Genomic DNA, 21,118 nt, shown 5'->3' on the forward strand with positions numbered 1-21,118 from the left:
GTCATCCGTTGGTCTGGACGGCGAGCTGGTGCACAGCGCTGTCGAAGTGCGGCGCGCCGATGGAGCGGTTCTGCGGGGTCCCGTACGAGGTGACGCCGCGGACGTACCCCAGGCGGGTCTTGTCGCTGTAGTGCCAGACCCACGGCCCGCCGGAGGAGCCGGTGCCGAAGTTGCACCCGCTGATCAGCGAGGTGCGGGCCGCGACACCGCTCTTGCGGGTCATGCCCTGGCAGCCCCACATCACCTCGCCGTAGTCGCGGTTCGACGGGTACCCGAAGACCTTCACCGGCCAGCGGTAGTACTGGTCGATCTTCAGCCCGTTGCCGCCGACGGCGGGGACCACGCGCTGCCCCGCCTCGTTCGCGAACGTCGTGATCATCCCGACGTCGCGGTACCAGCCCTGCGCAGTGCCGCCCTTCTGGACCCAGGTCTTGAAGGTGTGCAGGGTGCGCGCCTGGAACGTCCCGTACGGCGTCGGGTCGGCCGCGTTGCCGTCGTACCTCGGCACGAAGACCAGGTTGCTGTGCCAGGTGCCGCCCCGGCCCTCGTGCACGCAGTGCCCCGCCGTGATCACCACCCGCTTGGACCTGGTGTTGATCGTCGCCGCCGAGCAGTAGCTCCCGCTCCCGTAGCCGCCGATGAAGAGCTTGCCGGTGCTGATCGGGAACGTGTTGATCGACTGGGTCTGCGCCCCGCCCGCCGAGGCCTTCTCGGGAGCCACCGGGCGGGTCACGGTCGTGCCCGCCGAGGTGTCGTCGGCCGGCCGGGTGGCCGGGAGGCCACCCGCGCGGCCCACCGTGGTGCCGGCCATGAGCTCCGTCGCGACGCCCTTGGCCATCTTCTCGACGAGCGCGGGGTCGCCGGGGGCGTCCAGCGGCTTCGCCGCCGCCATCCGCTCCTCGGTCCAGTACGCCAGCACGGCAGGGTCCCCGCCCTCGGCGTCGACCCGCTGCATCTCCTGCGCGGAGTAGGTGCGCCGGGCGGCGCCGTCCGCCTTCAGGACCGGCGCGACGGTCGACACGATCCCGGTGTCGGCGGTCCTGGCCGCCCGGGCCACCGGCGCGCCGGTGTCGGTCACGCCCCACGCCGTCGGGACGACGGCTACCGTCGCCGTGACGGTCACGGCGGCCGCCATGGCCGCGAGGCGTAACCTCTGCGTTCTGCCCATAGATCTCCCCTGTCCACTTGTCCGGTTCATCCGGTCCATGCCGAATCGGACACATCGTAGACAAGAACCGTTAGGGGGTCTATCGGTTTCTGCGGTCGGGTTCGCCGGCGGTCACCCGCCGCGTCACACGCCGAGGTGCCGGAGCACGGCCAGGACCCGGCGGTGGTCCGCGGCGTCCTGCGGCAGGTCCAGCTTGGTGAAGATGGCCGCGACGTTCTTCTCGACCGCCCCGGCCGACAGGTGCAGCAGGTCCGCGACGGCCTTGTTGGACCGGCCCTGCGCCATGAGGCCCAGCACCTCGCGCTCCCGCGCCGACAGGCGCTCCAGGGCTGCGTCGTGGCGGGCGGAGCCCATGAGCTGCGTGACCACCTCGGGGTCCAGCACCGTGGCGCCGCGCGCCACGCGGCCGAGCGCGTCGACGAAGTCGCGCACGTCGGCCACCCGGTCCTTGAGCAGGTAGCCCACGCCGCGCGCGTCGCCGGCCAGGAGCCGGCTCGCGTACCGGGTCTCCACGTACTGCGAGAACAGCAGCACGGGCAGCCGCGGGTGCCGGGCGCGCAGGCTCAGCACGGCCCGCAGGCCCTCGTCGGTGAACGTGGGCGGCATGCGGATGTCGGCCACCACGACGTCGGGCAGCGCGTCCTCGCGGGCGGCGCGGGCGACCTCGCGCTCCAGCGCGTTCCCGTCCCCGACGCCGGTCACGGTGTGGCCCCGCCGCGTCAGGAGCGCGGCGAGGCCGTCGCGCAGGATCGCCGAGTCCTCCGCGACGAGCACGCGCAGGCCGGCGCCGGACGTCGGGCCGGTGCCCGGCGTCGGGCCGGTGCCCGGCGTCGGGCCGGTGCCCGGCGTCGGATCGGCCGGGCCGGTCACGCGCGCCCGGCCGGGTCAGGGGTGGGCAGGGTCACGGTGACCACCGTAGGCCCGCCGACCGGGCTGGACAGGTCGAACGTGCCGTCGACGGACCGCACCCGGTCGGCCAGACCGGCCAGGCCGGACCGCAGCCCCGAGCCGTCGGGCGCGACGACCACGGCGCCGCCGCGGCCGTCGTCGCGCACCCTGATCCGGAGCGCCGCCCCGTCGCCGCCGGCCGCGCCCACGGACTCGACCAGCACGTACACGCCGGAGGCGCGGGCGTGCTTGGCCGCGTTCGTGACGAGCTCGGCCACGCTGAAGTACGCGATCGACTCCAGGGCCGGGGCCAGGCGGCCGTCCGCCTCCACGCCCGGGTCCACGTCAACGGTGACGGGCAGGGGCGACCGCGCCGCGAGGGTCTCCAGGGCGACGACGAGGCCGCTGTCGAGCGCCGGCGGGTGGATGCCCCGGGCCAGCTCGCGCAGCTCGGTGAGCGCCTCCTTGGTCGACGCGTGCGCGGTGTCGACCAGCTCGGCGGCCTGGGTGACGTCACCGCCGTCGGCGAGCTGCTCGCGCGCCTCGCCGAGCTGCATGGCGACGGCGACCAGGCGGGCCTGCGTGCCGTCGTGCAGGTCGCGCTCGATGCGGCGCAGGCGGGCGTCGGCGTCGTCCACGGTGCCGGTGCGGGACCGCTCCAGCTCGGCGACCCGGAGGCTGGCCCGCGTGGGGCTCAGCAGGCCGGCCGTGAGCATCCGGAAGAGCAGCGCGAACATCCGCGTGATCCACGGCCAGCAGAAGAGGAGCAGCAGCCCGGCGAGCGCGGCGAGGGCCAGGCGCGGGGGCGTGTCCAGGAAGTAGGCGTCGCCGAACTGCGCCCCGCGGTGCAGGGCGCCGTCGCTGCCGGTCTGCTCCGGCAGGTACCGGTACCAGAACCAGTACGTGAGGCCGCCCAGGCCGGTGGCCAGGAACGTGATGCTCGTGACGAAGGACAGGATGGCGAGCGGGAACGCGACGAACATGAACAGCAGGGCGCGCCAGCCGGTGGCGTCGCCGATCAGGGAGCCGATCGTGCGCCAGAAGCCGCGCGGCCGCACGTACGGGGCGGGCGCGGCGACGTCGAGGTCGAGCAGGTCGCGGGCGAGGCCGCGGTACATCGCGCCCCAGCCGCTGCCGCCCGCCACGACGGCCCCGGCCACGAACAGGCCGACCACCGTGACGGCGATCCCGGCGGTGAAGCTGACCGCGAAGAGCGTGTAGGTCAGGGCGAACGGGGCCAGCAGGAGCACCAGCGTCAGGTAGCCCTGCTCGCGCCAGGTGCGGGCGGCGAAGGGGGCGGTCAGGAAGCCGGGGCCAGGCCGCGCGGCGCCGTCCGGGACGACGGCGGGTGCGAGCCGGTCGGCGGTCATGGTTGTCATGGTGCCAGGTTCGCCCCTTGCGGGGTGGCGGCGACATGGGGTCGACCGCCGGGTTCTCCGGGGGTTTACCCCCGTACCGGGCTGCGGTCCACCTGCGGCCTCCCGCATACCCCCACCGGGTGAACCTGGGCCGAACACGCCAGGTCGGGCCGCACGAGGCCGGGTTTGCTGGACCAGGCTGGCACACTGGAGGGCATGAAGGTACGAGTTCTTGTCGTCGACGACGACACAGCACTGGCGGAGATGATCGGCATCGTCCTCAAGGGCGAGGGCATCGAGGCGATCTTCTGCGCCGACGGGGACTCCGCGCTGGGCATGTTCCGGACCCATCAGCCCGACCTCGTGCTGCTCGATCTCATGCTGCCCGGCAAGGACGGCGTCCAGGTCTGCCGCGAGATCCGCGCCGAGTCGGGCGTGCCGATCATCATGCTGACGGCCAAGTCGGACACGCTCGACGTGGTCGTGGGCCTCGAGTCCGGCGCCGACGACTACGTGTCCAAGCCGTTCAAGCCCAAGGAGCTCGTCGCCCGGATCAAGGCGCGCCTGCGCCGCAGCGAGGACCCGGGCCCGGAGCGGCTGGTCGTGGGCGACGTCGAGATCGACGTCACGGGCCACACGGTCATGCGCGACGGCGAGCGCATCGCGCTCACCCCGCTCGAGTTCGACCTGCTCGTGGCGCTGGCCCGCAAGCCGTGGCAGGTCTTCACGCGTGAGGTGCTGCTGGAGCGCGTGTGGGGCTACCGGCACAGCGCCGACACGCGCCTGGTCAACGTGCACGTGCAGCGCCTGCGCTCCAAGATCGAGCGTGACCCGGAGAACCCGGAGATCGTGCTGACGGTGCGCGGTGTCGGCTACAAGGCGGGCGCGACACGCTGATGCCGTCCGGCCTGGCCGCGCGGCTCCGCCGAGTGGTCTCACGGGCCCGGGTGGTCACGGTCCGGGCCACCCGCCGCGGGGTCGCGCAGTGGCGCTCCTCGCTGCAGCTGCGCGTCGTCACCACCGCCCTCGCGATCGGCCTGGCGGCGATCGCCGTGCTCGGGCTGTACCTGTCGACGTCGGTGCGGGACGGGATCTACGAGCAGCGGCTCGCGGCGATCGACCGGGAGGCCGCCGCCCTGACGACCCAGGTCTCGGAGAACTTCTCGAACTCCGCGACGACGTCGAACGGCGACCTGCAGAGCCTGCTGAACGACACGGTCTCGACGCTCACCGCCACCAGCGGCTCCACCGCGCAGGACTACTTCCTGCTGCAGGAGCCCGGCGGCACCGCGCAGGTGTCCGACGTCGTGTCCCGGGGTGACCTGACGGACGTCGTCATCACCGACGAGCTGCGCCAGGCGAACATCGCCTCCGAGGACGACCAGGTGCTGCAGGCGGTGGGCATCCCGGCGGCCGACGACCCGGGCGTGGTCCGGCCGGGCGTCATCGTGGGCTCCACGGTCCAGGCCGCGCCCGACGCCCGCTACGAGATCTACTACCTCTACTCCCTGGAGCCCGAGCAGGAGACGCTGTCGTTCGTGCACCGCGTGCTGCTCGCGGGTGGGTTCGGGATGCTGGCCCTGCTCGGCGTCGTCACGTGGACGATGGCCCGGCAGACGGTGACGCCGGTGACGCGGGCCGCGACCGTGGCGGAGCGGCTGGCGGAGGGGCACCTCTCGGAGCGCATGCCTGGCGCGCGCGGCGCCGACGAGATGGCGAGCCTGGCGCGGTCGTTCAACGAGATGGCCGAGAGCCTGCAGGACCAGATCCGGCGCATGGAGGAGCTCTCCGCGATGCAGCGGCGGTTCGTCTCCGACGTGTCGCACGAGCTGCGCACGCCGCTGACGACCATCCGGATGGCGAGCGAGATCATCCACGAGTCGCGCGACCAGATGGATGCGGACGCCAGCCGCTCCGCCGAGCTGCTGCTGGGCCAGATCGACCGGTTCGAGTCGCTGCTGGCCGACCTGCTGGAGATCAGCCGGTTCGACGCCGGCGCCGCCGTGCTCGACGCCGAGCGCCGCGACCTGGGCGACCTGGTCATGTCCGTGGTGGAGCAGGCCGCCCCGCTCGCCGAGACCAAGGACGTCCGGGTCTCTGTGCGCCTGCCCGACGGCGACGCCGCGGCCGACTTCGACCCGCGCCGGATCGAGCGCATCCTGCGCAACCTCGTGGTCAACGCGATCGAGCACGCGGAGGAACGACCCGTCGAGGTCACCGTCGCGGAGAACGACCGCGCGGTCGCCGTCGTGGTGCGCGACTACGGCGTCGGCATGACCAAGCAGGAGGTCGAGCACGTGTTCGACCGGTTCTGGCGGGCCGACCCGGCGCGCGCCCGCACCACGGGCGGCTCCGGCCTGGGCCTCGCGATCGCCCTGGAGGACGCCCACCTCCACGCGGGCCGCCTCGACGCCTGGGGCCGACCCGGGCAGGGGGCGAGCTTCCGCCTCACGCTCCCGCGCAGCGCGGGCATCCAGGTGGAGGAGCCGCCGGTGACCATGGCGCCCGCCTCGCACGAGCCCGGCGTGCGCACGGGGCAGATCCCCGTGGTGCACCCGTCCGCCGGGCCGACCCCGACGCAGATCCCGGACCTGTCCGACCACGGCCTGGACGAGCGCGGCGAGCGCACCGGATCGAGACCCGCGACGACCGACCTGGAGGTGCACTGATGCGGAGGCCAACGCACGCGGCGGTCGCCGTCGTCGTCGCCCTGCTCGCCGCCGTCGGGCTCGGGGCCTGCGCCCAGATCCCCACGTCCGGCCCCGTCCGGGTGGGCACCGCGCCCGTCGAGCCGCAGACCGACATCGCGTTGCTGCCGCGCGGACCCATGTCCGGCACGGAGCCCCAGGCGATCGTGTCGGGCTTCCTCGGTGCGGCGGCGGCCGCGGCGACGTCGCCCAAGGAGTTCCAGACCGCCCGGGAGTTCCTGACCAGCGAGGTCGCGGACGCCTGGGACCCGGACGAGGCGGTGCGTGTCGTCCGTGAGGCGCCGCTGCCGGAGCCGCTGGAGGAGGAGATCGACCTCGGGGCGACCGACACGGTCGAGATCGTCGTCCGGGCGACGACCATCGCGACCCTGGACAGCACCGGCGCCTACACCGAGGTGGGCAGCCCGCGGGAGGTCGGCTACCGGTTCACGCTCGTCATGGTGGGCGGCGAGTGGCGCATCTCCGCGCTCGACAACGGCGTGCTCGTGCCCGCCAACCTCTTCGCCAACCAGTACCGGGCCACGCGGCTGTACTTCCCGAGCGCGAACGAGATCACGACCCTGGTGCCCGACCTGCGCTGGTTCCCGCGCCGGCTGTGGCAGAAGGTGGCTGTGGAGCAGATCCTCGCCGGTCCGCCCGAGTGGCTCCAGGGCGCCACGCAGTCGCTGGTGCCGGACGGGACCGGGCTCGTCTCCCAGTCCGTCCCGGGCCGGGACGACGCCGACGTGGTGCCGATCCGGCTCACCGAGCAGATCAGCGAGGTGCCGGCGGCGCAGCGCGCGGTGATCGCGGCGCAGCTCTCCGCGACCCTCTCCGAGGGCGCCGGCCGGGTGGTCCCCGTCGAGCTGTTCAGCAACCAGAACCGGCTGTCGGTGGACGCGGCCAACGTGGACGTCCCGGCGACGATCGCCCAGGCGATCGTGCTCAAGGACGACAAGCTGTACCGGGTGGACGACGGCCGGCTCGTCGAGCACGACGTGACCATCGACCTGTCGGGCATCGACCCGACCGCGCTCGCCGTCAGCCCCGGGACCACGCCCATCGTGGTGCGCGACGGCACGGACCGGATCGTCAACCTCTCGCTCGACGAGGGCGAGGGTCCGGTGCCGGTCCTGGAGGGGTCCGACCTGGCGGCGCCGTCGGTGGACAAGTACGGCAGCACGTGGACCAGCGGCGACGCGGGCGAGCTGCGGGTCGCGACGGACACGCTCGACGTGGTCGAGCTGAAGCCCGAGTGGCTCAAGGGCCGCCGGGTGATCAGCGTGTCGGTGTCGCCGGAGGGCTCGCGCGTCGCGGTCGTGAGCGAGACGCCGTCCGGCCGGCAGGTGCAGGTCGCGGGCATCGTGCGCGACGCCGAGCACACCCCGGTCAGCCTGGCGGCGGCGCTCTCGGTCGCCGCGCCGGTGGCCGACGTCGTGGAGGCCCGCTGGGCGGGGCTCACCACGCTCGCCCTCCTGACCCGGAACGGTCAGGGCACGTCGTCCGTCTGGAACGCGGGGGTCGGCGGCCTGGCCGGCACCGCCGGGCAGTCGCGCCAGCTCCCGGGGCTCACCGACGTGGCGCAGATCGCGGCGGGCGTGACCGACCAGGGGATCCTCGTGCTCACCGAGGACGGCAGCCTGGAGCACGAGGAGACCGGCGTCTGGCAGCCGATCGCCGAGGACGTGGACCTCGTCGCCTACCCGGGCTGAGCCGACGCGGGAACAGGACGGCGGCGAGGCGGAACCGCATCCGCCTCGCCGCCGTCCTGTTCTCGGCTGTGCCGTCCCGGCCTGCTCGCTACGTCAGGTCGGTGACCGGGGCGCCGCCGCACGGGTTGTCGAGCTGGATCACACCGAACGACCAGCCCTTGCGCTTGTAGAGCACCGACGGACGCGACGTCTCCTTGTCGATGAAGAGGTAGAAGTCGTGGCCCACCATCTCCATCTCGTAGACCGCGTCGTCGAGGGTCATCGGGTCGGCGTGGTGCAGCTTCTGGCGGATCACCACGGGCGAGTCGCCGATCGTGGTCTCCACGGAGTCACCCGGCGCGGCCAGCGCTGCCGGGGTCGAGATCTGGGGCTCGGGTCCGCTGGAGCCGCCGTCGGTCAGGATCTCGTCGAGCGGGCGCACGTCCACGGGGGCGAGCACCTTGTTGTTCCGGTGGTCCTTGCGACGGTCCCGGGCTCGGCGGAGTCGTTCGTTCAGCTTGTCGATCGCGAGGTCCAGGGCACCGAAGCGGTCGTCTGCCGCAGCTTCGGCGCGGATCACCGGGCCCTTGGCGCGCAGCGTGAGCTCGACGCGCTCGCGGTTCTCGGACAGCCGCGGGTTGTTCTCGTGCGTGACCTCCACATCCACCCGGCGTACGTAGGGGGACAGCAGCTCCACCTTGGCGAGCTTGTCCTCCACGTGCTGGCGAAAACGGTCTGCCACGTCCGTGTGCCTGCCGACAACGACAATTTCCATGTGCGTATCTCCGCTCCGGGAACACTGGGCCACGCCGTCCCTTGCCGGCGGCGCGCGCCCTCCTCTACTGGGTCTGGCACCCCCTGCTGGTGCCGGGCACGAACCACCTCCCGTCGCGTCGCCCGACAACTTCGTCGAGCCTCGGATCTTGCGTGGGAGGTTCAGGCTAACTCCGTCGCCTGGGTAACGACAGTCCCAACCAACGGTGAACAAGACGACACAGATCTGTCACACTTTCAGGTTCGGATCGGAACGTCGCTTTCACCCGACGCTCACGTTTCCACGATCTGAGCTCCGCGTCCCGGGGGCCGGGGTCGCTGCCAGCACGGTTGCTCCCAGGACGTCGTGCCCGCACTCCTCCAGGGCTCGTTCGACGGCGGCGAGGGTCGCGCCGGTCGTGAGGATGTCGTCCACAAGAATGCACATGGATCTTTGTCCCAGTGCCCGCGCCCCGCGTCTCGTCATCCGGACGGAACCGCTCAGGTTGCGCCCGCGGGCCCGCGCGCCGAGGCCCACCTGGTCCCGCCCGCGACCGGTCCGGGCGAGGGCGGGCACCACGCGGGCGGGCACCCCGCCGTCGTGCAGCCCCGTGGCCACCGCGCGGGCCAGGACGGCCACCGGCTCGCGGCCGCGCGCCCGGCGCGCGGCCCCCGTGGACGGCACGGGCACGACCGCGAGCGGTGCGCCGCAGGCGGGGGAGAGCACCGGCCCGAGGCGGGCGACGGCGCGGCACAGCGCGGGTGCGAGGAGGCGGTCGAGGTCGGCGCGCCCCCGGTCCTTCCAGTGCACGACGACGTCGCGCACCGGGCCGGCGTACGGCGTCAGCGCCCACACGGGCACCGGCGGCACGCCGTCGAGCCGGTCCAGGCGCGGCGCACCGCGCTCGACCCGCGCGAACGGAGCGGCCAGGAGGACCGCGCACCGGGGGCACCAGGGCACGTCGGGCTCGCCGCACGGGCAGGCGACGGGCAGAAGGAGGTGAGCGAGCTCGCGGACGGGACGCATCCGCCCACCCTGCCCGCCCCCGTGCTCCGGTGCCGGTTGTCCACAGCCCCGTGCCTGTGTCGGACGGACAGGTCCCCCGGGGTGGTCTGCGCGTCCGACGCGCCGGGGGCGGGCGCGTCCGACGCGCCAGGGCGGGGGGAGTGTCAGTGGTACGCGGCAGGATGGGGCCGTGCAACCGATCCAGATGTCCCTCGACCAGGCCCGCCGGGTCGCCGTGGCGGCCCAGGGCCTGCATCGCCCGCGCACCGACGGGCCGCGCACCATGCGGCACGTCCAGGGTGTGATCGACCGGCTCGGCCTGTTCCAGATCGACTCGGTGAACGTGCTGGCCCGCGCGCACCTGCTGCCGCTGTTCTCCCGGCTCGGCTCGTACGACACCGACCTGCTGGACCGGGCCACGGTGTCGGGCCGGCACGCCCGGCGCTCGACGCGGGGTGCGGCGGCGGACCGCCGGCTCGTGGAGAGCTGGGCGCACGTCGCGGCCTATGTGCCCCCGCACGTCTGGCCGCTGCTGGCGTTCCGCCGCCGGTGGTTCGCCGAGGAGTACGACTGGCGTGAGCTGGACGGTGTGCGCCTGCCGGACGCGCCGCAGGTCCGCGAGGTGCACGACCTCGTGGCCGCCGAGGGCCCGCTGTCGGCCTCGCAGATCCACGACCGGTTCGTCTCCGAGGGGCGCTCGGTGCGTCGTAAGCGCGGCACCTGGTGGGACTGGAGCACCGAGAAGCGCGTGGTCGAGCACCTGTTCTTCACCGGTGAGGTGGTCTCGGCGGGGCGCAACGCGCAGTTCGAGCGGCTCTACGACCTGCCGGAACGCGTGCTGCCTGCGTCGGCCCTGGTCGAGGTGCCCGAGTTCGAGGCCAAGAAGACCCTGCTGGAGCTCGGCGCGCGGGCACAGGGGATCGGCGACGCACGCAGCATCAAGGACTACTACCGGCTCAAGGGACCGGTCGCGGACCGGGCTCTGGCCGAGCTCGCCGAGGACGGCGTGCTGCTGCCCGCACGGGTGGCCGGCGGGTCGGAGAAGTGGTTCCTGCATCGCGACGCCGCCCGCCCGCGGCGCGCGGCGGGGCAGGCCCTGCTCGCCCCCTTCGACCCGCTGGTCTGGGAGCGCACCCGCCTGGAGCGCCTGTTCGGCATGCGCTACCGGATCGGCATCTACACGCCGGCCGCCCAGCGCACCGACGGCTACTACGTGCTCCCGTTCCTCGAGGACTCGCAGCTCACGGCCCGCGTGGACCTCAAGGCAGACCGCGCGGCGGGTGTCCTGCGGGTCCAGTCGGCGCACGCCGAGCCGACGCTGACGGACCAGACGCCGGCCCGGCTGGCGCACGAGCTGCACGCCATGGCCAGGTGGCTGGACCTGGAGGGCGTGACCGTCGAGGACAAGGGCACCCTTTCACCCGCACTGCGTGCCGCGGCGGCGGTTTCCTGAAACACGCGACAACTAAACTCGGGGCATGGCCACCGCTGCGATCTTCCTGGTAGCCACGGTCGCGGCCGGGCTCGGCGCGGTGCTGCTCCGGCTGCCGCCGCTGGTCGGGTTCCTGGTGGCCGGGTTCGCGCTCCACGCGGCGGGGGTCCAGGAGCCGGCCTACCTCGGGACCATCGCCGACCTGGGCGTGACGCTGCTGCTCTTCGGCATCGGCCTCAAGCTCGACGTCAAGACGCTGCTGCGCAAGGACGTCTGGTTCACCACCGTCGCGCACCTGCTGGTCAGCGTTGCGATCGCCGTCGGGTTCCTCGGCCTGCTCGGCGTGGTCGGCTTCTCGATGCTCGCGGGCGAGGGCCTGGGCGTCCTCGCGCTCCTCGGTCTCGCCCTGTCGTTCTCCTCCACGGTGTTCGTGGTCAAGGTGCTCGACGGCCGCTCCGACCAGTCCGCCCTCTACGGCCGGATCGCCATCGGCGTGCTCGTCATGCAGGACCTGATCGCCGTCGTCTTCCTGTCGGTCGCCTCCGACCACCCGCCGAGCCCGTGGGCGTTCGCCCTCGTGCTCCTGATCCCGGGTGCCTGGCTGCTGCGCAAGGTGTGGTCGCGCGTGGGACACGGCGAGCTGCAGGCACTGTTCGGCGTGGCGGTCGCGCTCGGCCCGGGCTACGCGCTGTTCGAGGCGGTGGGGCTCAAGGGCGACCTCGGCGCGCTCGTCATGGGCATGCTCCTGGCCGGCCACCCCGCCGCCACCGAACTGTCCCGCAACCTCTTCACCGTCAAGGAGCTGCTGCTCGTCGGCTTCTTCGTGTCGATCGGCTTCTCCGGCGAGCTGAGCTGGCAGGCCGCGATCATCGGGCTGCTCCTGCTGCTCATGCTGCCGCTCCAGGCCATCGTCACGGCCGTGCTGCTGCGCCTGATGCGCCTGCGCAAACGGACGGCGATCCTGTCCGGGCTGGTGCTGGCCAACTACTCCGAGTTCGGCCTCATCGTGGTCGCGGTCGGTTCCCAGACCGGCCTGCTGCACGACGAGTGGCTCGTCGTGCTCGCCGTCGCGGTCGCCGCCAGCTTCGTGCTGTCCTCCGCGATCAACACGCGCGGCAACGAGTTCGCCATGTCGCTCGCCAAGCGCTTCCCGTCCAAGCCCAACGAGTGGCTGCACCGCGAGGAACGGCTCATCGACGTCTCGGGCGCGGAGGCACTGGTGCTCGGCATGGGCCGGGTCGGCCGCGGCGCCGTCCGGCAGCTCCGCGAGGACTACGGCCTGGACGTCGTGGGCGTCGAGCACGACCCGACCCGCGTCGCGGCCCTGCGCGCCGAGGGCTTCACCGTGGTGCAGGCCGACGCGACGGACATCGAGTTCTGGGGCCGGGTGCGCAGTGCCGGCGCCGTCCGCCTCGCCATCCTCGCCATGCCGTTCCACGCGGCCAACCTCATCGCGCTGTCCCAGCTGCGGGCGAGCGGCTTCGAGGGCACGGTCGCCGCCATCGCCCGGTACGACGACGACGCGGCCGAGCTCGAGCGGCACGGCGCCGACGCGGTGTTCCACCTGTACGGCACGGCCGGCCTGGCCCTCGCCGACGAGGCGGCCGAGGCGGCGCTCGGGTACGACGCCGCCGAGCGGATGCGCGACGCCCAGGCGGAGCGCCGGTCCGCCGCGGCGGCCGGGGACGAGCCCGCCGACGAGGCGGCGGACGAGCCCGCCGACGAGCCGGCCGCCAGCGGCGGTGCCGCCTAGGGCGCGTCCGGAGACCGGCGGGCCTTGCTGTATATGCAACAATGGCTGGATGAGCGATTCTGCGGTCGAGGAGGTCGTGCACGAGTGCCTGGCCCTGCGGGTCCGGCTGATCGGCCGCGCGATCACGAGCATCTACGACACGGCCCTCGAGGGGCACGGACTGACCATCGCCCAGGTCAACCTCTTGGCCGCCCTGGGCAAGATCGGCCCGTGTGCCCCGTCCCGGCTCGGAGAGGCGCTCCAGATCGAACGCTCCACCGTCAGCCGCAACCTGGCCCTGCTCCTGAAGCGTGAGTGGGTCGAGGTGGTGTCGGCGGATGCCAAGGGCCTCCGGGAGGTCGGGCTCACCGGAGCGGGGCGGGCCAAGGTCCGGTCGGTGCTGCCCGAGTGGCGGTCGGCCCAGGAGGAGGCGGCACGGCTCCTCGGACCGGCCGGGGCGGCATCGGTCCGTTCGGTGGCGAGCGGTCTGGGTTTCTCGCCGGGAGCGTAGGGGCGAACCGCCGTGCGGCGGAGTGCGCGGCATATGTTGCATATACACCAACAAGGAGAGCGGATCATGAACATGTCCTTCAAGGGCCAGGTCGTCCTCGTGACGGGCGCCTCACGGGGAATCGGCCGGGGCATCGCCCTGGCCTTCGCACAGGAAGGCGCACGGCTGGTTCTTGCCGCACGCTCGCTCGACCGTCTGGCCCAGGTGGAACGCGAGGCCCGCGCCCTGGGGGCGGAGGTCCTGGTGGCACCGACCGACGTCACCTCGGCCGACGACGTGGCTGCGCTCGTGGACGCGGCGACGAACCGTTTCGGCCGCATCGACGTGCTGGTCAACAACGCCGGGATCGGCCGGGTCGGCGACGTCGAGGAGGCGACCTTCGAGGAGGACGTCCGTCAGACGCTGCAGGCGAGCCTCTTCGGGACGGTCCGCGTGACGCAGCGGGTCCTTCCGGTCCTGCGCCGCCAAGGTTCCGGTGTCATCGTGAACATGTCATCGGTGATGGGGCGCAAGGCGTTCGCGCGCTTCGGCTCGTACGCCATCGTGATGCATGCGGTCTCCGCCTTCTCCGACAGCCTTCGCCAGGAGCTGGCCGGGACCGGGATCCGGGTCTCGGTCATCCACCCGGCGCTCACCGCCACCGACCTGCTGCGGGAGACAGAACCGGACGAGCTGCCGGCCCCGTTCCGGCACATGACGCCGCTGTCGCCGGAGGACGTCGGGGCGGCGGTGGTGGTAGCCGTCCGCCGCGGACGGCGTCGCATCGTGCTGCCCCGGACCGCGAACATGCTCCTCCTCGCGGAAGCGCTGTCGCCGCGCCTGGGCGACGCCGTCGCCGAGGCGCTCGCGCGAGGCAGGGTCCTCGGTGTGCTCAGGATGAACCGGGGACGGACCTATCACGAGACGATCGAGTCGCCCGCCGGCTCGACACGTTGATCGCGCGAGCCCGGCTCGTCGACGACACCGATCGTGCGCAGGACCGCGACGTCATCCCTGTGACCGGGCCGGTCACCGGAGGGCACGAGCAGGGCGTCACGCCTGGTCCCGCTGCGCCGAGGTGCGCGCCGGGAAGGCGTCGTCCGCGGTGTCCAGGAGGGTCGCGTCGACGCACCGCGTGCGCAGCCCGGCCCGGCCCACCATGTAGGCGGCCACCGGGGACGTCATGAGCTGGAAGATCGCCACGAGCAGGAGCATCGTCGCCGAGCCCTTGTCCTGCAGCCGGAGCGCGACGCCCGCCAGGAGCAGCAGCAGGCCCAGGACCTGCGGCTTGGCCACGACGTGCATCCGCGAGAGCAGGTTGTCGAACCGCATCACGCCGACGCCGGCGGAGAACGAGAAGAAGGCGCCGAGCAGCAGGCAGACGGCGGCGACGACGTCGGTCACGACGGTCATGACTCCTCCCGCCCGCCGACGGCGCCCGACGGCGCCCCCGGGCCGGCCTCGCCGACCTCGCCCGAGTCGGACGAACCCGACCCGCCCGGTCCCGACCCGCCCGGCCCCGGGCCGACCGCGCCCGGCCGTGGCCCGGACCGCTGCGCGGCGGTGCCGTTCTTGGGGGGCTCGACGGCGGCGAAGCGGGCGATCGTCACGGACCCGATGAACCCGACCAGCGAGAGCACCACGAGGATGGGCACGGACTCGGTGCGGCGGGAGATCGCCGCCTCGACCGCGATGGCACCCACGAGGGCGGTGGTGAGCACGTCGAACGCCACGGTCCGGTCCAGCATGGTCGGACCGCGCTCGATCCGGACCACCGCGAGCAGCGCGCCCACGGCGAGCAGGGCGGTCGCTACCACCCCGACGGCGAGCATCATCGGCGTTCCTCCTTGTCCAGGGTGTACGGAGCGAGCCCGACCCGGGCCAGCTCGGCGCCCGGCGCGAAGGCGCGGAGCAGCCGTGCCTCCAGGTCGAGGGTCGCCTTCCGGACGCCCTCGGGCCCGCCCGACGCCGCGATGTCCAGCACGTGCAGCCGCAGGGTCCGGCTGGGCCGGTCGAGGTCGATCACGAGCGTGCCAGGGACCAGGGACGACAGTCCCGCGGTCGTCGCGATGAACAGGTCCGAGTCGGCACGCAGGGGCACCGAGACGAGGGCGCCGTGCGGCGTCGGGCCGCCGCGCGTCCTCCGGCGCGGGACCACGGCGGTCCACGCGACCTGGAACGACGCCAGCACGAGGTCCCCGACGAACCGGCCGAGCAGGTGGAGCAGCGGGCCGAACCGCAGGGTCGCGGCCGTACCGATGGGCGGCAGCGGGAAGGCGAGCGCGACGAGCGCGCCGAGCAGCACGCCGGACACCACGTTCGCCCAGGACAGGTCGCCCCACAGGAGCACCCACAGCACGGCCCCCACGACCATGGTCGGCCAGAGTGTCACGACCCGGCGCGCCCGGCGCCGCCAGGGGCTCTGGACGGTGTCGGTGTGGTTCACGGCTCCACCTCCACGGTGTCGTCGGTGACCTTGTTCGACTCGCCGGTGCCCCGCGGAGCACCGTCGGGGAACACGGCCTCGATGTAGGTGTGCCCGTCCATGACGGACTCGGCCGCCCGGTCGGCGTAGTCGTAGAGCGGGCCGGCCAGCACGGTGAGCCCGACGCTGACGGCCACCAGGCCCGCCGTCGGCCCCACCATGCCCCAGGGCAGGGGCGTCGGCTCGGGCAGCTTCTCGGGGCAGGGCTGCCAGAACGCCTTGTTCCAGGCTCGGACCACCGCGTAGAGCGTCAGCAGCGAGGTGACCACCGAGCCGACGACGAGCACCCAGGCCAGGCCGGAGCCGTCCACGACACCCGCCTCCAGCAGGCCCACCTTGCCCAGGAACCCGGACAGCGGCGGGATGCCCGCCAGGTTCATGGCGGGCACGAAGAACAGGACCGCGAGCCCGGGCGCCAGCGTGGCGAGGCCGCCCAGGCGGTCGAGCGACGTGGTCCCGGTGCGGCGCTCGATGAGCCCCACCACCAGGAACAGCGCCGTCTGCACGGTGATGTGGTGCACCACGTAGAAGATGGCCGCCGCGGTGCTCGCCTGGGTGGCGAGCGCGACCCCGAAGATCATGTAGCCGATGTGGCTCACCAGCGTGAACGACAGCAGACGTTTCACGTCGTCCTGCGCGACGGCGCCGAGGATGCCCACGATCATGGTGGCGAGCGCCAGCACGAGCAGCACGTTCTCCAGGGTCTCGTTCCGCGGGAAGAGCAGCGTCTGGGTGCGCAGGATCGCGTACACGCCGACCTTGGTGAGCAGGCCCGCGAACACGGCGGTGACCGGCGCGGGGGCCGTCGGGTACGAGTCCGGGAGCCACGCGGACAACGGGAAGATGGCGGCCTTGATGCCGAACGCGAGCAGCAGCAGCGCCTGGATGCCGAGCCGCACGCCGGGGTCGACGTCGGGCAGGCGCTCGGCGAGCTGGGCCATGTTCACCGTGCCGGTGGCGGCGTAGACCAGGCCGACGGCGACGAGGAACACGATCGAGCTGAGCAGCGCGACCACCACGTAGACGCTGCCCGCCCGGATGCGCTCGACGGTCCCGCCCAGCGTGAGCAGCACGTACGAGGCGGCGAGCAGGATCTCGAAGCCGACGTACAGGTTGAACAGGTCGCCGGCGAGGAAGGCGTCCGCCACGCCCGCGGCGAGGATGAGGAACGTCGGGTGGAAGATCGCCACGGGCAGCACGTCACGGCGCACGTCCTCGTCGGCGTCGGGGTCCTGGGCCTCCAGGGCCTCGCGCAGGATCTTCGTGTCCTTGGTGGCGGGCGCCGTCCGGTCGTCGCCGTCGGCGATGCCCTGCGCCATCGAGTAGAGCAGCACGCAGAGCAGCACCACGCCGCTGACCAGCAGCATGAGCGCGGAGAGCGGGTCGGCCACGAGGTTGACCCCGACCGGCGCGGCCCAGCCGCCGACGTCGATGACGACCGGCCCGTCCTGGGCGGCGACCACGAGGCCCGCGGCGGCGGCCACCACCACCGACAGGGCGACCACGGAGATGATCCGCTGCGCCCGTTCGTACCGGTGCAGCGCCAGGGCGAGGCCCGCGGCGAACAGCGGCACCAGCACGGGCAGGGGGACGAGCGTCTCGGTGCTCCACAGGTTCATGCGCCGGCACCCCCGCGGGCGCCGGTGCCGCTCCGGGCGTCGTCCGGCCCGGAGGCGGGGTCGGGGAGCGCGACCTCGTCCCGCACGGCCACCGCCTCCTCGTCCAGGGTGGACCCCGACTCCTCGGCGTCGCTGTCGGCGTACGACGGCGCGTCCGCGACGGCGAGCCGCGCGATGCGGGTGTCCTCCACGTCGTCCTGCACCTCGTCGTGGCCGTGCAGCTGCCACGAGCGGTAGGCCATGGCCAGCACGAACGCGACCAGGGCGAGCGTGATGACGATGGACGTCAGCACCATGGCCTGGGCCAGCGGGTCGCTCATCGGCTCCGCGGTGGCGCCGGTGATGGGCGGCGCCCCCGCGCGGCCGCCGGCCACGAGGATCGCGAGGTTGGCCCCGTTGCCCATGAGCACGAAGCCGAGCAGGACCCGGGTCAGCGACCGTTCCAGCAGCAGGTACACACCCGAGGCGAACAGCACGCCCACGGTCAGCAGCAGGGCCCCCGAGGGCACGGTGTCGAGCACGATCATGCGCGGTCACCCCCGGTGCGGACCTCGACGCGCCGGCGTTGGCCGATCGACCAGGCAAAGGGTTCCGCCTGCCGGTCCAGCTCGGCGCCGAAGGTGCGCAGGATGTCGATGACCAGGCCGATGACCACGAGGAACACTCCGACGTCGAAGAACAGGCTGGTGACCAGGTGCACGTCGCCGAGCACGGGCAGGTGGAGGTCGACGATCGTGCTCTCGAGCGCCTCCTGCCCGGCGAGCAGCGCCACCAGGCCCACGCCCGCCGAGAGGAACAGGCCGGTGCCGAGCACGAGGCCCGGGTGCACCGGGGCGGCCTCGCCCAGCTCGAACCGGCCGCCCGCCAGGTAGCGGACGGTCAGGGCCAGGCCGGCCACGAGGCCCGCGGCGAACCCTCCGCCCGGCGCGTTGTGCCCGCTGAACAGCAGGAACAGGGCGAACAGCATCATGGGATGGAAGATCACGCGCGTGAGCACCTCGAACAGCATCGACCGCTGCACGGGGTCGAGCGTGGGCCCGGCGAGCAGCCACCGGCCGCGCCGCGCCGGCTGGGCGCCGGCGCTGTCGGCGGGCTGGACCGCCTGCGGGTTCGCGGCCCGGTCGAGGCGCAGCACGTCACCGCTGCGCTGCCGCAGGAAGACGAGCGACGCGACGCCGGTGGCGGCCACCAGGAGCACGGAGATCTCGCCCACGGTGTCCCAGGCGCGGATGTCGACGAGCGTGACGTTGACGATGTTGTGCCCGCCGCCGAAGGTCTCGGCCTCCACGGGGAAGTCGACGGAGACCGGCGTGTGCACCCGCACCAGCGGCGCGGCGGCCACGAACGCCATGACGACCAGGCCGGTGACCACCCCGATCGCGAGCCGCACCCAGCGGCTGGCCGCCAGGGGACGGTCCGAGAAGTACGGCGGCAGGCGGCGGAGCACCAGCACCATGACCACCAGGGTCAGGGTCTCGCAGAGCACCTGGGTCAGGGCCAGGTCGGGCGCGCCGTGCAGCAGGAAGAGGGCCGCGTTGCCGTAGCCGGCCACGCCCGCCAGGATCACTGCCTTGAGCCGGCGGCGGGCGCGCGCCGTCAGCACGGCGGCCAGCACGACGACGAGCACGACGACGAGCTGCGCCGGGCGGTCCCACGGCACCAGGGCGAACGGGCCGAGGTGGAGCACGCCGTCGCGCCCGGCGGCGTCCTGCGCGACCGGGAGGCCGTTCGGCTCGCCCACCAGGCCGAAGGCGAGCGCGAGCCCGGGCCCCACGGCGAGCGTCACGAGGATGACGCCCAGGTAGAAGGGCAGGGACCCGCGCTGCGTGCCCGCCGTGACGTCGCTGGCCAGGCGGTCGAGCTTGCGCATGAAGCGGCGGTAGAGCACGTCGGCGCCGTCGGGGGACCACAGCGAGTCCTGCAGCCGCTCGACACGGGCGCGCTGCCAGAAGGCGAGGCCACCGGCCAGGAACACGGCGACGGTGATCGCGAGGGCGGGCGTGAACCCCTCCCAGAGGGTGAGGTGCCCGGGCTCGCCGACGGGGTAGGTGTTCGCGTACGGGGCGAGCAGCTCCTGGCCCACCTGGGGCACGAGGGCGACGACCAGACCGAGGATCGCGAGGACCAGCGGCGGCGCGACCATCCAGAACGGCTGCGGGTGGATCGTGCCGGGTGCGGCCTCGGGCAGGGCGGGGGGAGTCGTCGTCGGCGTGCTGCCGGGTGCCGCGCCGTGCGCCGTCGCGACCTCTCGTTCCGGGGGCGCGGCCGTGGCCGGCAGGCGCGGCTTGAACGCGCCCCAGAGGAACCGCAGCCCGTACGCGACGGTGAGGGCCGAGCCCACGGCGACCACGACGGTCATGACCCGGCCGAGCACGTCGCCGTCGTGCTCCCAGGCGGCCAGCGCGGCCTCCTTGGCGACGTAGCCGGCGAACGGGGGCAGGCCGATCATCGAGGCGGTCGCGAGCGTGGCGGCCAGGGCGGTGACCGGCAGCCGCCGTCCGACGCCGGCGAGCTTGCGCAGGTCGCGGGTGCCCGTCGCCGCGTCCACGACGCCGACCACGAGGAACAGCGACGCCTTGAACATGGCGTGCGCGCCGAGCAGCGCGAGACCCGCCAGCGCGGTGGCGCGCGTGCCGTAGCCGAGCAGCAGCGTGAGCAGGCCGAGCTGGGAGACCGTGCCGAACGCGAGGACCAGCTTGAGGTCGTGCTGGCGCAGCGCGCGGTACCCGCCGAGCAGCAGCGTGGTGCCGCCGAGCACGAGCACGACCGTGCGCCAGGCCGTGAGGTCCGAGAACGCGGGCGCGAACCGGGCCACCAGGTAGATGCCGGCCTTCACCATGGCGGCCGCGTGCAGGTAGGCGGACACGGGCGTGGGCGCCGCCATCGCGGCGGGCAGCCAGAAGTGCGTGGGCACCAGGGCGGACTTGGTGGCCGCCCCGGCCAGCAGGCAGACGACGGCGACGGTCACGGCCGGCCCGGTCGGCGGGTCGGCGATGACGGCGGACACGCTCCAGGTCCCGGCGGCGACGCCCAGGACGACGACGCCGACCAGCATGGCGAGCCCGCCCGCGGTCGTCACGACCAGCGCCTGCATCGCGGCGCGCCGCGACGAGGTGCGGTCGGCGTAGTGGCCGATCAGGAGGTAGGAGAACACCGTGGTGAGCTCCCAGAACACGAACAGCAGCAGCATGTCGTCGGCGGTGACGAGCCCGGCCATCGAGCCCGCGAACGCCACGAGGAACCCGCCGAACCGGCCCAGGCCGCGGGCGTCCTTGGCGAAGTAGGCGCTGCAGTACAGGAGGACGAGGGTGCCGACCGCGCCGACGATCAGCAGCATCAGCCAGGACAGCGGGTCGAGCCGCAGGTCGACGGCCAGGCCCAGCGCGGGGATCCACTCCACCCGTTCCGTGGGCGTGCGGCCGGCGTACACGGCGGACGTCTGGGACAGGGCATACGCAGCGGCCCCGGCGGGACCGAGGGCGAGCACCCAGAAGGCGCGTCGACCGAGGCGGTTGACGAGGGCTGGCGCGGCGAGCGCGAGGACGCCGTGAGCGAGGAGTACCGGAAGCACGTCCGTTCCGTCCTGTCAGGGCTCGTGGACAGGACGTCGTGCCAGGGGTACCAGGTGCGAACCCGGGGTCGAGCACTGGACGGCTTGCCGCGCGAGCGCGGGCGGGTGGGCGATGTGACCACTCTATCCGGTGTCGGTCTCCGGTTCGTCACGAGGAACCCATGGCGGGCTCAGGAACCGCATGCTTCCCGTGATCGTTACCCCGAGAGCGAACCCCGTCGGTCCGTCGTCGGCTCTG

At 73.3% G+C, this 21,118-nt stretch carries 18 protein-coding genes; 7 read left to right on the forward strand and 11 right to left on the reverse strand.

Going from position 1 to position 21,118, the window contains the following annotated elements; translation table 11 throughout:
* Position 1: 1 nt before the first annotated feature.
* From ACH45N_RS24190 to ACH45N_RS24200, 3 genes are all read right to left on the reverse strand, one after another.
* Complete coding sequence (locus tag ACH45N_RS24190) at positions 2 to 1,168, reverse strand: hypothetical protein (RefSeq protein WP_397398497.1); 1,167 nt, start codon at positions 1,166 to 1,168, stop codon at positions 2 to 4.
* Positions 1,169 to 1,291: 123 nt separating this feature from the next.
* On the reverse strand, positions 1,292 to 1,948 hold the full coding sequence (locus ACH45N_RS24195) for a response regulator (RefSeq protein WP_397398637.1): 657 nt from the start codon (positions 1,946 to 1,948) through the stop codon (positions 1,292 to 1,294).
* Between the two features lie 86 nt (positions 1,949 to 2,034).
* Positions 2,035 to 3,435 carry a sensor histidine kinase gene (locus ACH45N_RS24200; protein WP_397398498.1) on the reverse strand — a complete coding sequence of 467 codons (1,401 nt, stop codon included), beginning with the start codon at positions 3,433 to 3,435 and terminating at the stop codon, positions 2,035 to 2,037.
* Positions 3,436 to 3,630: 195 nt separating this feature from the next.
* On the opposite strand from ACH45N_RS24200, the gene mtrA reads away from it, so the two are divergent.
* Genes mtrA through ACH45N_RS24215 form a run of 3 tightly spaced genes read left to right on the forward strand, consistent with a single transcriptional unit; the run spans position 3,631 to position 7,813 of the window.
* Positions 3,631 to 4,311, forward strand: coding sequence for an MtrAB system response regulator MtrA (gene mtrA / locus ACH45N_RS24205; protein WP_026366090.1), 681 nt, complete (start codon positions 3,631 to 3,633; stop codon positions 4,309 to 4,311).
* Entirely contained in the window at positions 4,311 to 6,083 is a 1,773-nt protein-coding gene (gene mtrB, locus ACH45N_RS24210; protein ID WP_397398499.1) for an MtrAB system histidine kinase MtrB, read from the forward strand. The genes mtrA and mtrB overlap by 1 nt, the downstream gene beginning before the upstream one ends.
* Positions 6,083 to 7,813 (forward strand): LpqB family beta-propeller domain-containing protein, encoded by a 1,731-nt coding sequence (locus ACH45N_RS24215; protein WP_397398500.1) that lies wholly within the window; start codon positions 6,083 to 6,085, stop codon positions 7,811 to 7,813. Before mtrB ends, ACH45N_RS24215 begins: the two co-directional genes overlap by 1 nt.
* 88 nt (positions 7,814 to 7,901) lie before the next feature.
* On the opposite strand, the gene hpf is transcribed toward ACH45N_RS24215, so the two are convergent.
* Together hpf and ACH45N_RS24225 are read right to left on the reverse strand one after the other, a co-directional pair.
* Entirely contained in the window at positions 7,902 to 8,567 is a 666-nt protein-coding gene (gene hpf, locus ACH45N_RS24220; protein ID WP_377228453.1) for a ribosome hibernation-promoting factor, HPF/YfiA family, read from the reverse strand.
* A gap of 261 nt (positions 8,568 to 8,828) precedes the next feature.
* Positions 8,829 to 9,572 carry a ComF family protein gene (locus ACH45N_RS24225; protein WP_397398501.1) on the reverse strand — a complete coding sequence of 248 codons (744 nt, stop codon included), beginning with the start codon at positions 9,570 to 9,572 and terminating at the stop codon, positions 8,829 to 8,831.
* A gap of 169 nt (positions 9,573 to 9,741) precedes the next feature.
* On the opposite strand from ACH45N_RS24225, the gene ACH45N_RS24230 reads away from it, so the two are divergent.
* Genes ACH45N_RS24230 through ACH45N_RS24245 form a run of 4 tightly spaced genes read left to right on the forward strand, consistent with a single transcriptional unit; the run spans position 9,742 to position 14,162 of the window.
* Positions 9,742 to 11,004 (forward strand): winged helix-turn-helix domain-containing protein, encoded by a 1,263-nt coding sequence (locus ACH45N_RS24230; RefSeq protein ID WP_397398502.1) that lies wholly within the window; start codon positions 9,742 to 9,744, stop codon positions 11,002 to 11,004.
* A gap of 25 nt (positions 11,005 to 11,029) precedes the next feature.
* Positions 11,030 to 12,736 (forward strand): cation:proton antiporter, encoded by a 1,707-nt coding sequence (locus ACH45N_RS24235; protein WP_397398503.1) that lies wholly within the window; start codon positions 11,030 to 11,032, stop codon positions 12,734 to 12,736.
* A 49-nt stretch (positions 12,737 to 12,785) separates the two neighbouring features.
* The gene (locus ACH45N_RS24240; RefSeq protein ID WP_397398504.1) at positions 12,786 to 13,226 is read left to right on the forward strand and encodes a MarR family winged helix-turn-helix transcriptional regulator; all 441 of its coding nucleotides are present in this window, start codon (positions 12,786 to 12,788) and stop codon (positions 13,224 to 13,226) included.
* A 12-nt stretch (positions 13,227 to 13,238) separates the two neighbouring features.
* On the forward strand, positions 13,239 to 14,162 hold the full coding sequence (locus ACH45N_RS24245) for an SDR family oxidoreductase (RefSeq protein ID WP_397398505.1): 924 nt from the start codon (positions 13,239 to 13,241) through the stop codon (positions 14,160 to 14,162).
* Positions 14,163 to 14,258: 96 nt separating this feature from the next.
* Here the strand turns inward: ACH45N_RS24245 and mnhG are convergent, their stop codons facing one another.
* The 6 genes from mnhG to ACH45N_RS24275 are packed head-to-tail and all read right to left on the reverse strand — an operon-like array spanning position 14,259 to position 20,880.
* Entirely contained in the window at positions 14,259 to 14,618 is a 360-nt protein-coding gene (mnhG, locus tag ACH45N_RS24250) for a monovalent cation/H(+) antiporter subunit G (RefSeq protein ID WP_397398506.1), read from the reverse strand.
* A complete protein-coding gene (locus tag ACH45N_RS24255; protein ID WP_397398507.1) occupies positions 14,615 to 15,040 on the reverse strand; it encodes a monovalent cation/H+ antiporter complex subunit F in 426 nt (141 codons plus the stop codon). The genes mnhG and ACH45N_RS24255 overlap by 4 nt, the downstream gene beginning before the upstream one ends.
* Entirely contained in the window at positions 15,037 to 15,651 is a 615-nt protein-coding gene (locus ACH45N_RS24260) for a Na+/H+ antiporter subunit E (RefSeq protein ID WP_397398508.1), read from the reverse strand. Before ACH45N_RS24260 ends, ACH45N_RS24255 begins: the two co-directional genes overlap by 4 nt.
* Positions 15,648 to 17,309 (reverse strand): Na+/H+ antiporter subunit D, encoded by a 1,662-nt coding sequence (locus ACH45N_RS24265; protein WP_397398509.1) that lies wholly within the window; start codon positions 17,307 to 17,309, stop codon positions 15,648 to 15,650. The genes ACH45N_RS24260 and ACH45N_RS24265 overlap by 4 nt, the downstream gene beginning before the upstream one ends.
* Positions 17,306 to 17,836: a Na(+)/H(+) antiporter subunit C gene (locus ACH45N_RS24270; RefSeq protein ID WP_397398510.1), complete on the reverse strand. Its 531-nt coding sequence runs from the start codon at positions 17,834 to 17,836 to the stop codon at positions 17,306 to 17,308. The genes ACH45N_RS24265 and ACH45N_RS24270 overlap by 4 nt, the downstream gene beginning before the upstream one ends.
* Complete coding sequence (locus ACH45N_RS24275; RefSeq protein WP_397398511.1) at positions 17,833 to 20,880, reverse strand: Na+/H+ antiporter subunit A; 3,048 nt, start codon at positions 20,878 to 20,880, stop codon at positions 17,833 to 17,835. Before ACH45N_RS24275 ends, ACH45N_RS24270 begins: the two co-directional genes overlap by 4 nt.
* Between the last annotated feature and the right edge of the window lie 238 nt (positions 20,881 to 21,118).

This window comes from Promicromonospora sp. NPDC019610 (genome assembly GCF_044389365.1).
Lineage (GTDB): Bacteria > Actinomycetota > Actinomycetes > Actinomycetales > Cellulomonadaceae > Promicromonospora.

What these genes read in the sequence shown, in the direction of transcription:
- mtrB (WP_397398499.1), top strand. Translation starts at nt 4,311, where the DNA reads ATGCCGTCCGGCCTGGCCGCGCGGCTCCGCCGAGTGGTCTCACGGGCC.
- ACH45N_RS24235 (WP_397398503.1), top strand. Translation starts at nt 11,030, where the DNA reads ATGGCCACCGCTGCGATCTTCCTGGTAGCCACGGTCGCGGCCGGGCTC.
- mnhG (WP_397398506.1), bottom strand. Translation starts at nt 14,618, where the DNA reads ATGACCGTCGTGACCGACGTCGTCGCCGCCGTCTGCCTGCTGCTCGGC.
- hpf (WP_377228453.1), bottom strand. Translation starts at nt 8,567, where the DNA reads ATGGAAATTGTCGTTGTCGGCAGGCACACGGACGTGGCAGACCGTTTT.
- ACH45N_RS24255 (WP_397398507.1), bottom strand. Translation starts at nt 15,040, where the DNA reads ATGATGCTCGCCGTCGGGGTGGTAGCGACCGCCCTGCTCGCCGTGGGC.
- ACH45N_RS24270 (WP_397398510.1), bottom strand. Translation starts at nt 17,836, where the DNA reads ATGATCGTGCTCGACACCGTGCCCTCGGGGGCCCTGCTGCTGACCGTG.
- ACH45N_RS24225 (WP_397398501.1), bottom strand. Translation starts at nt 9,572, where the DNA reads ATGCGTCCCGTCCGCGAGCTCGCTCACCTCCTTCTGCCCGTCGCCTGC.
- mtrA (WP_026366090.1), top strand. Translation starts at nt 3,631, where the DNA reads ATGAAGGTACGAGTTCTTGTCGTCGACGACGACACAGCACTGGCGGAG.
- ACH45N_RS24215 (WP_397398500.1), top strand. Translation starts at nt 6,083, where the DNA reads ATGCGGAGGCCAACGCACGCGGCGGTCGCCGTCGTCGTCGCCCTGCTC.
- ACH45N_RS24190 (WP_397398497.1), bottom strand. Translation starts at nt 1,168, where the DNA reads ATGGGCAGAACGCAGAGGTTACGCCTCGCGGCCATGGCGGCCGCCGTG.
- ACH45N_RS24240 (WP_397398504.1), top strand. Translation starts at nt 12,786, where the DNA reads ATGAGCGATTCTGCGGTCGAGGAGGTCGTGCACGAGTGCCTGGCCCTG.
- ACH45N_RS24265 (WP_397398509.1), bottom strand. Translation starts at nt 17,309, where the DNA reads ATGAACCTGTGGAGCACCGAGACGCTCGTCCCCCTGCCCGTGCTGGTG.
- ACH45N_RS24200 (WP_397398498.1), bottom strand. Translation starts at nt 3,435, where the DNA reads ATGACAACCATGACCGCCGACCGGCTCGCACCCGCCGTCGTCCCGGAC.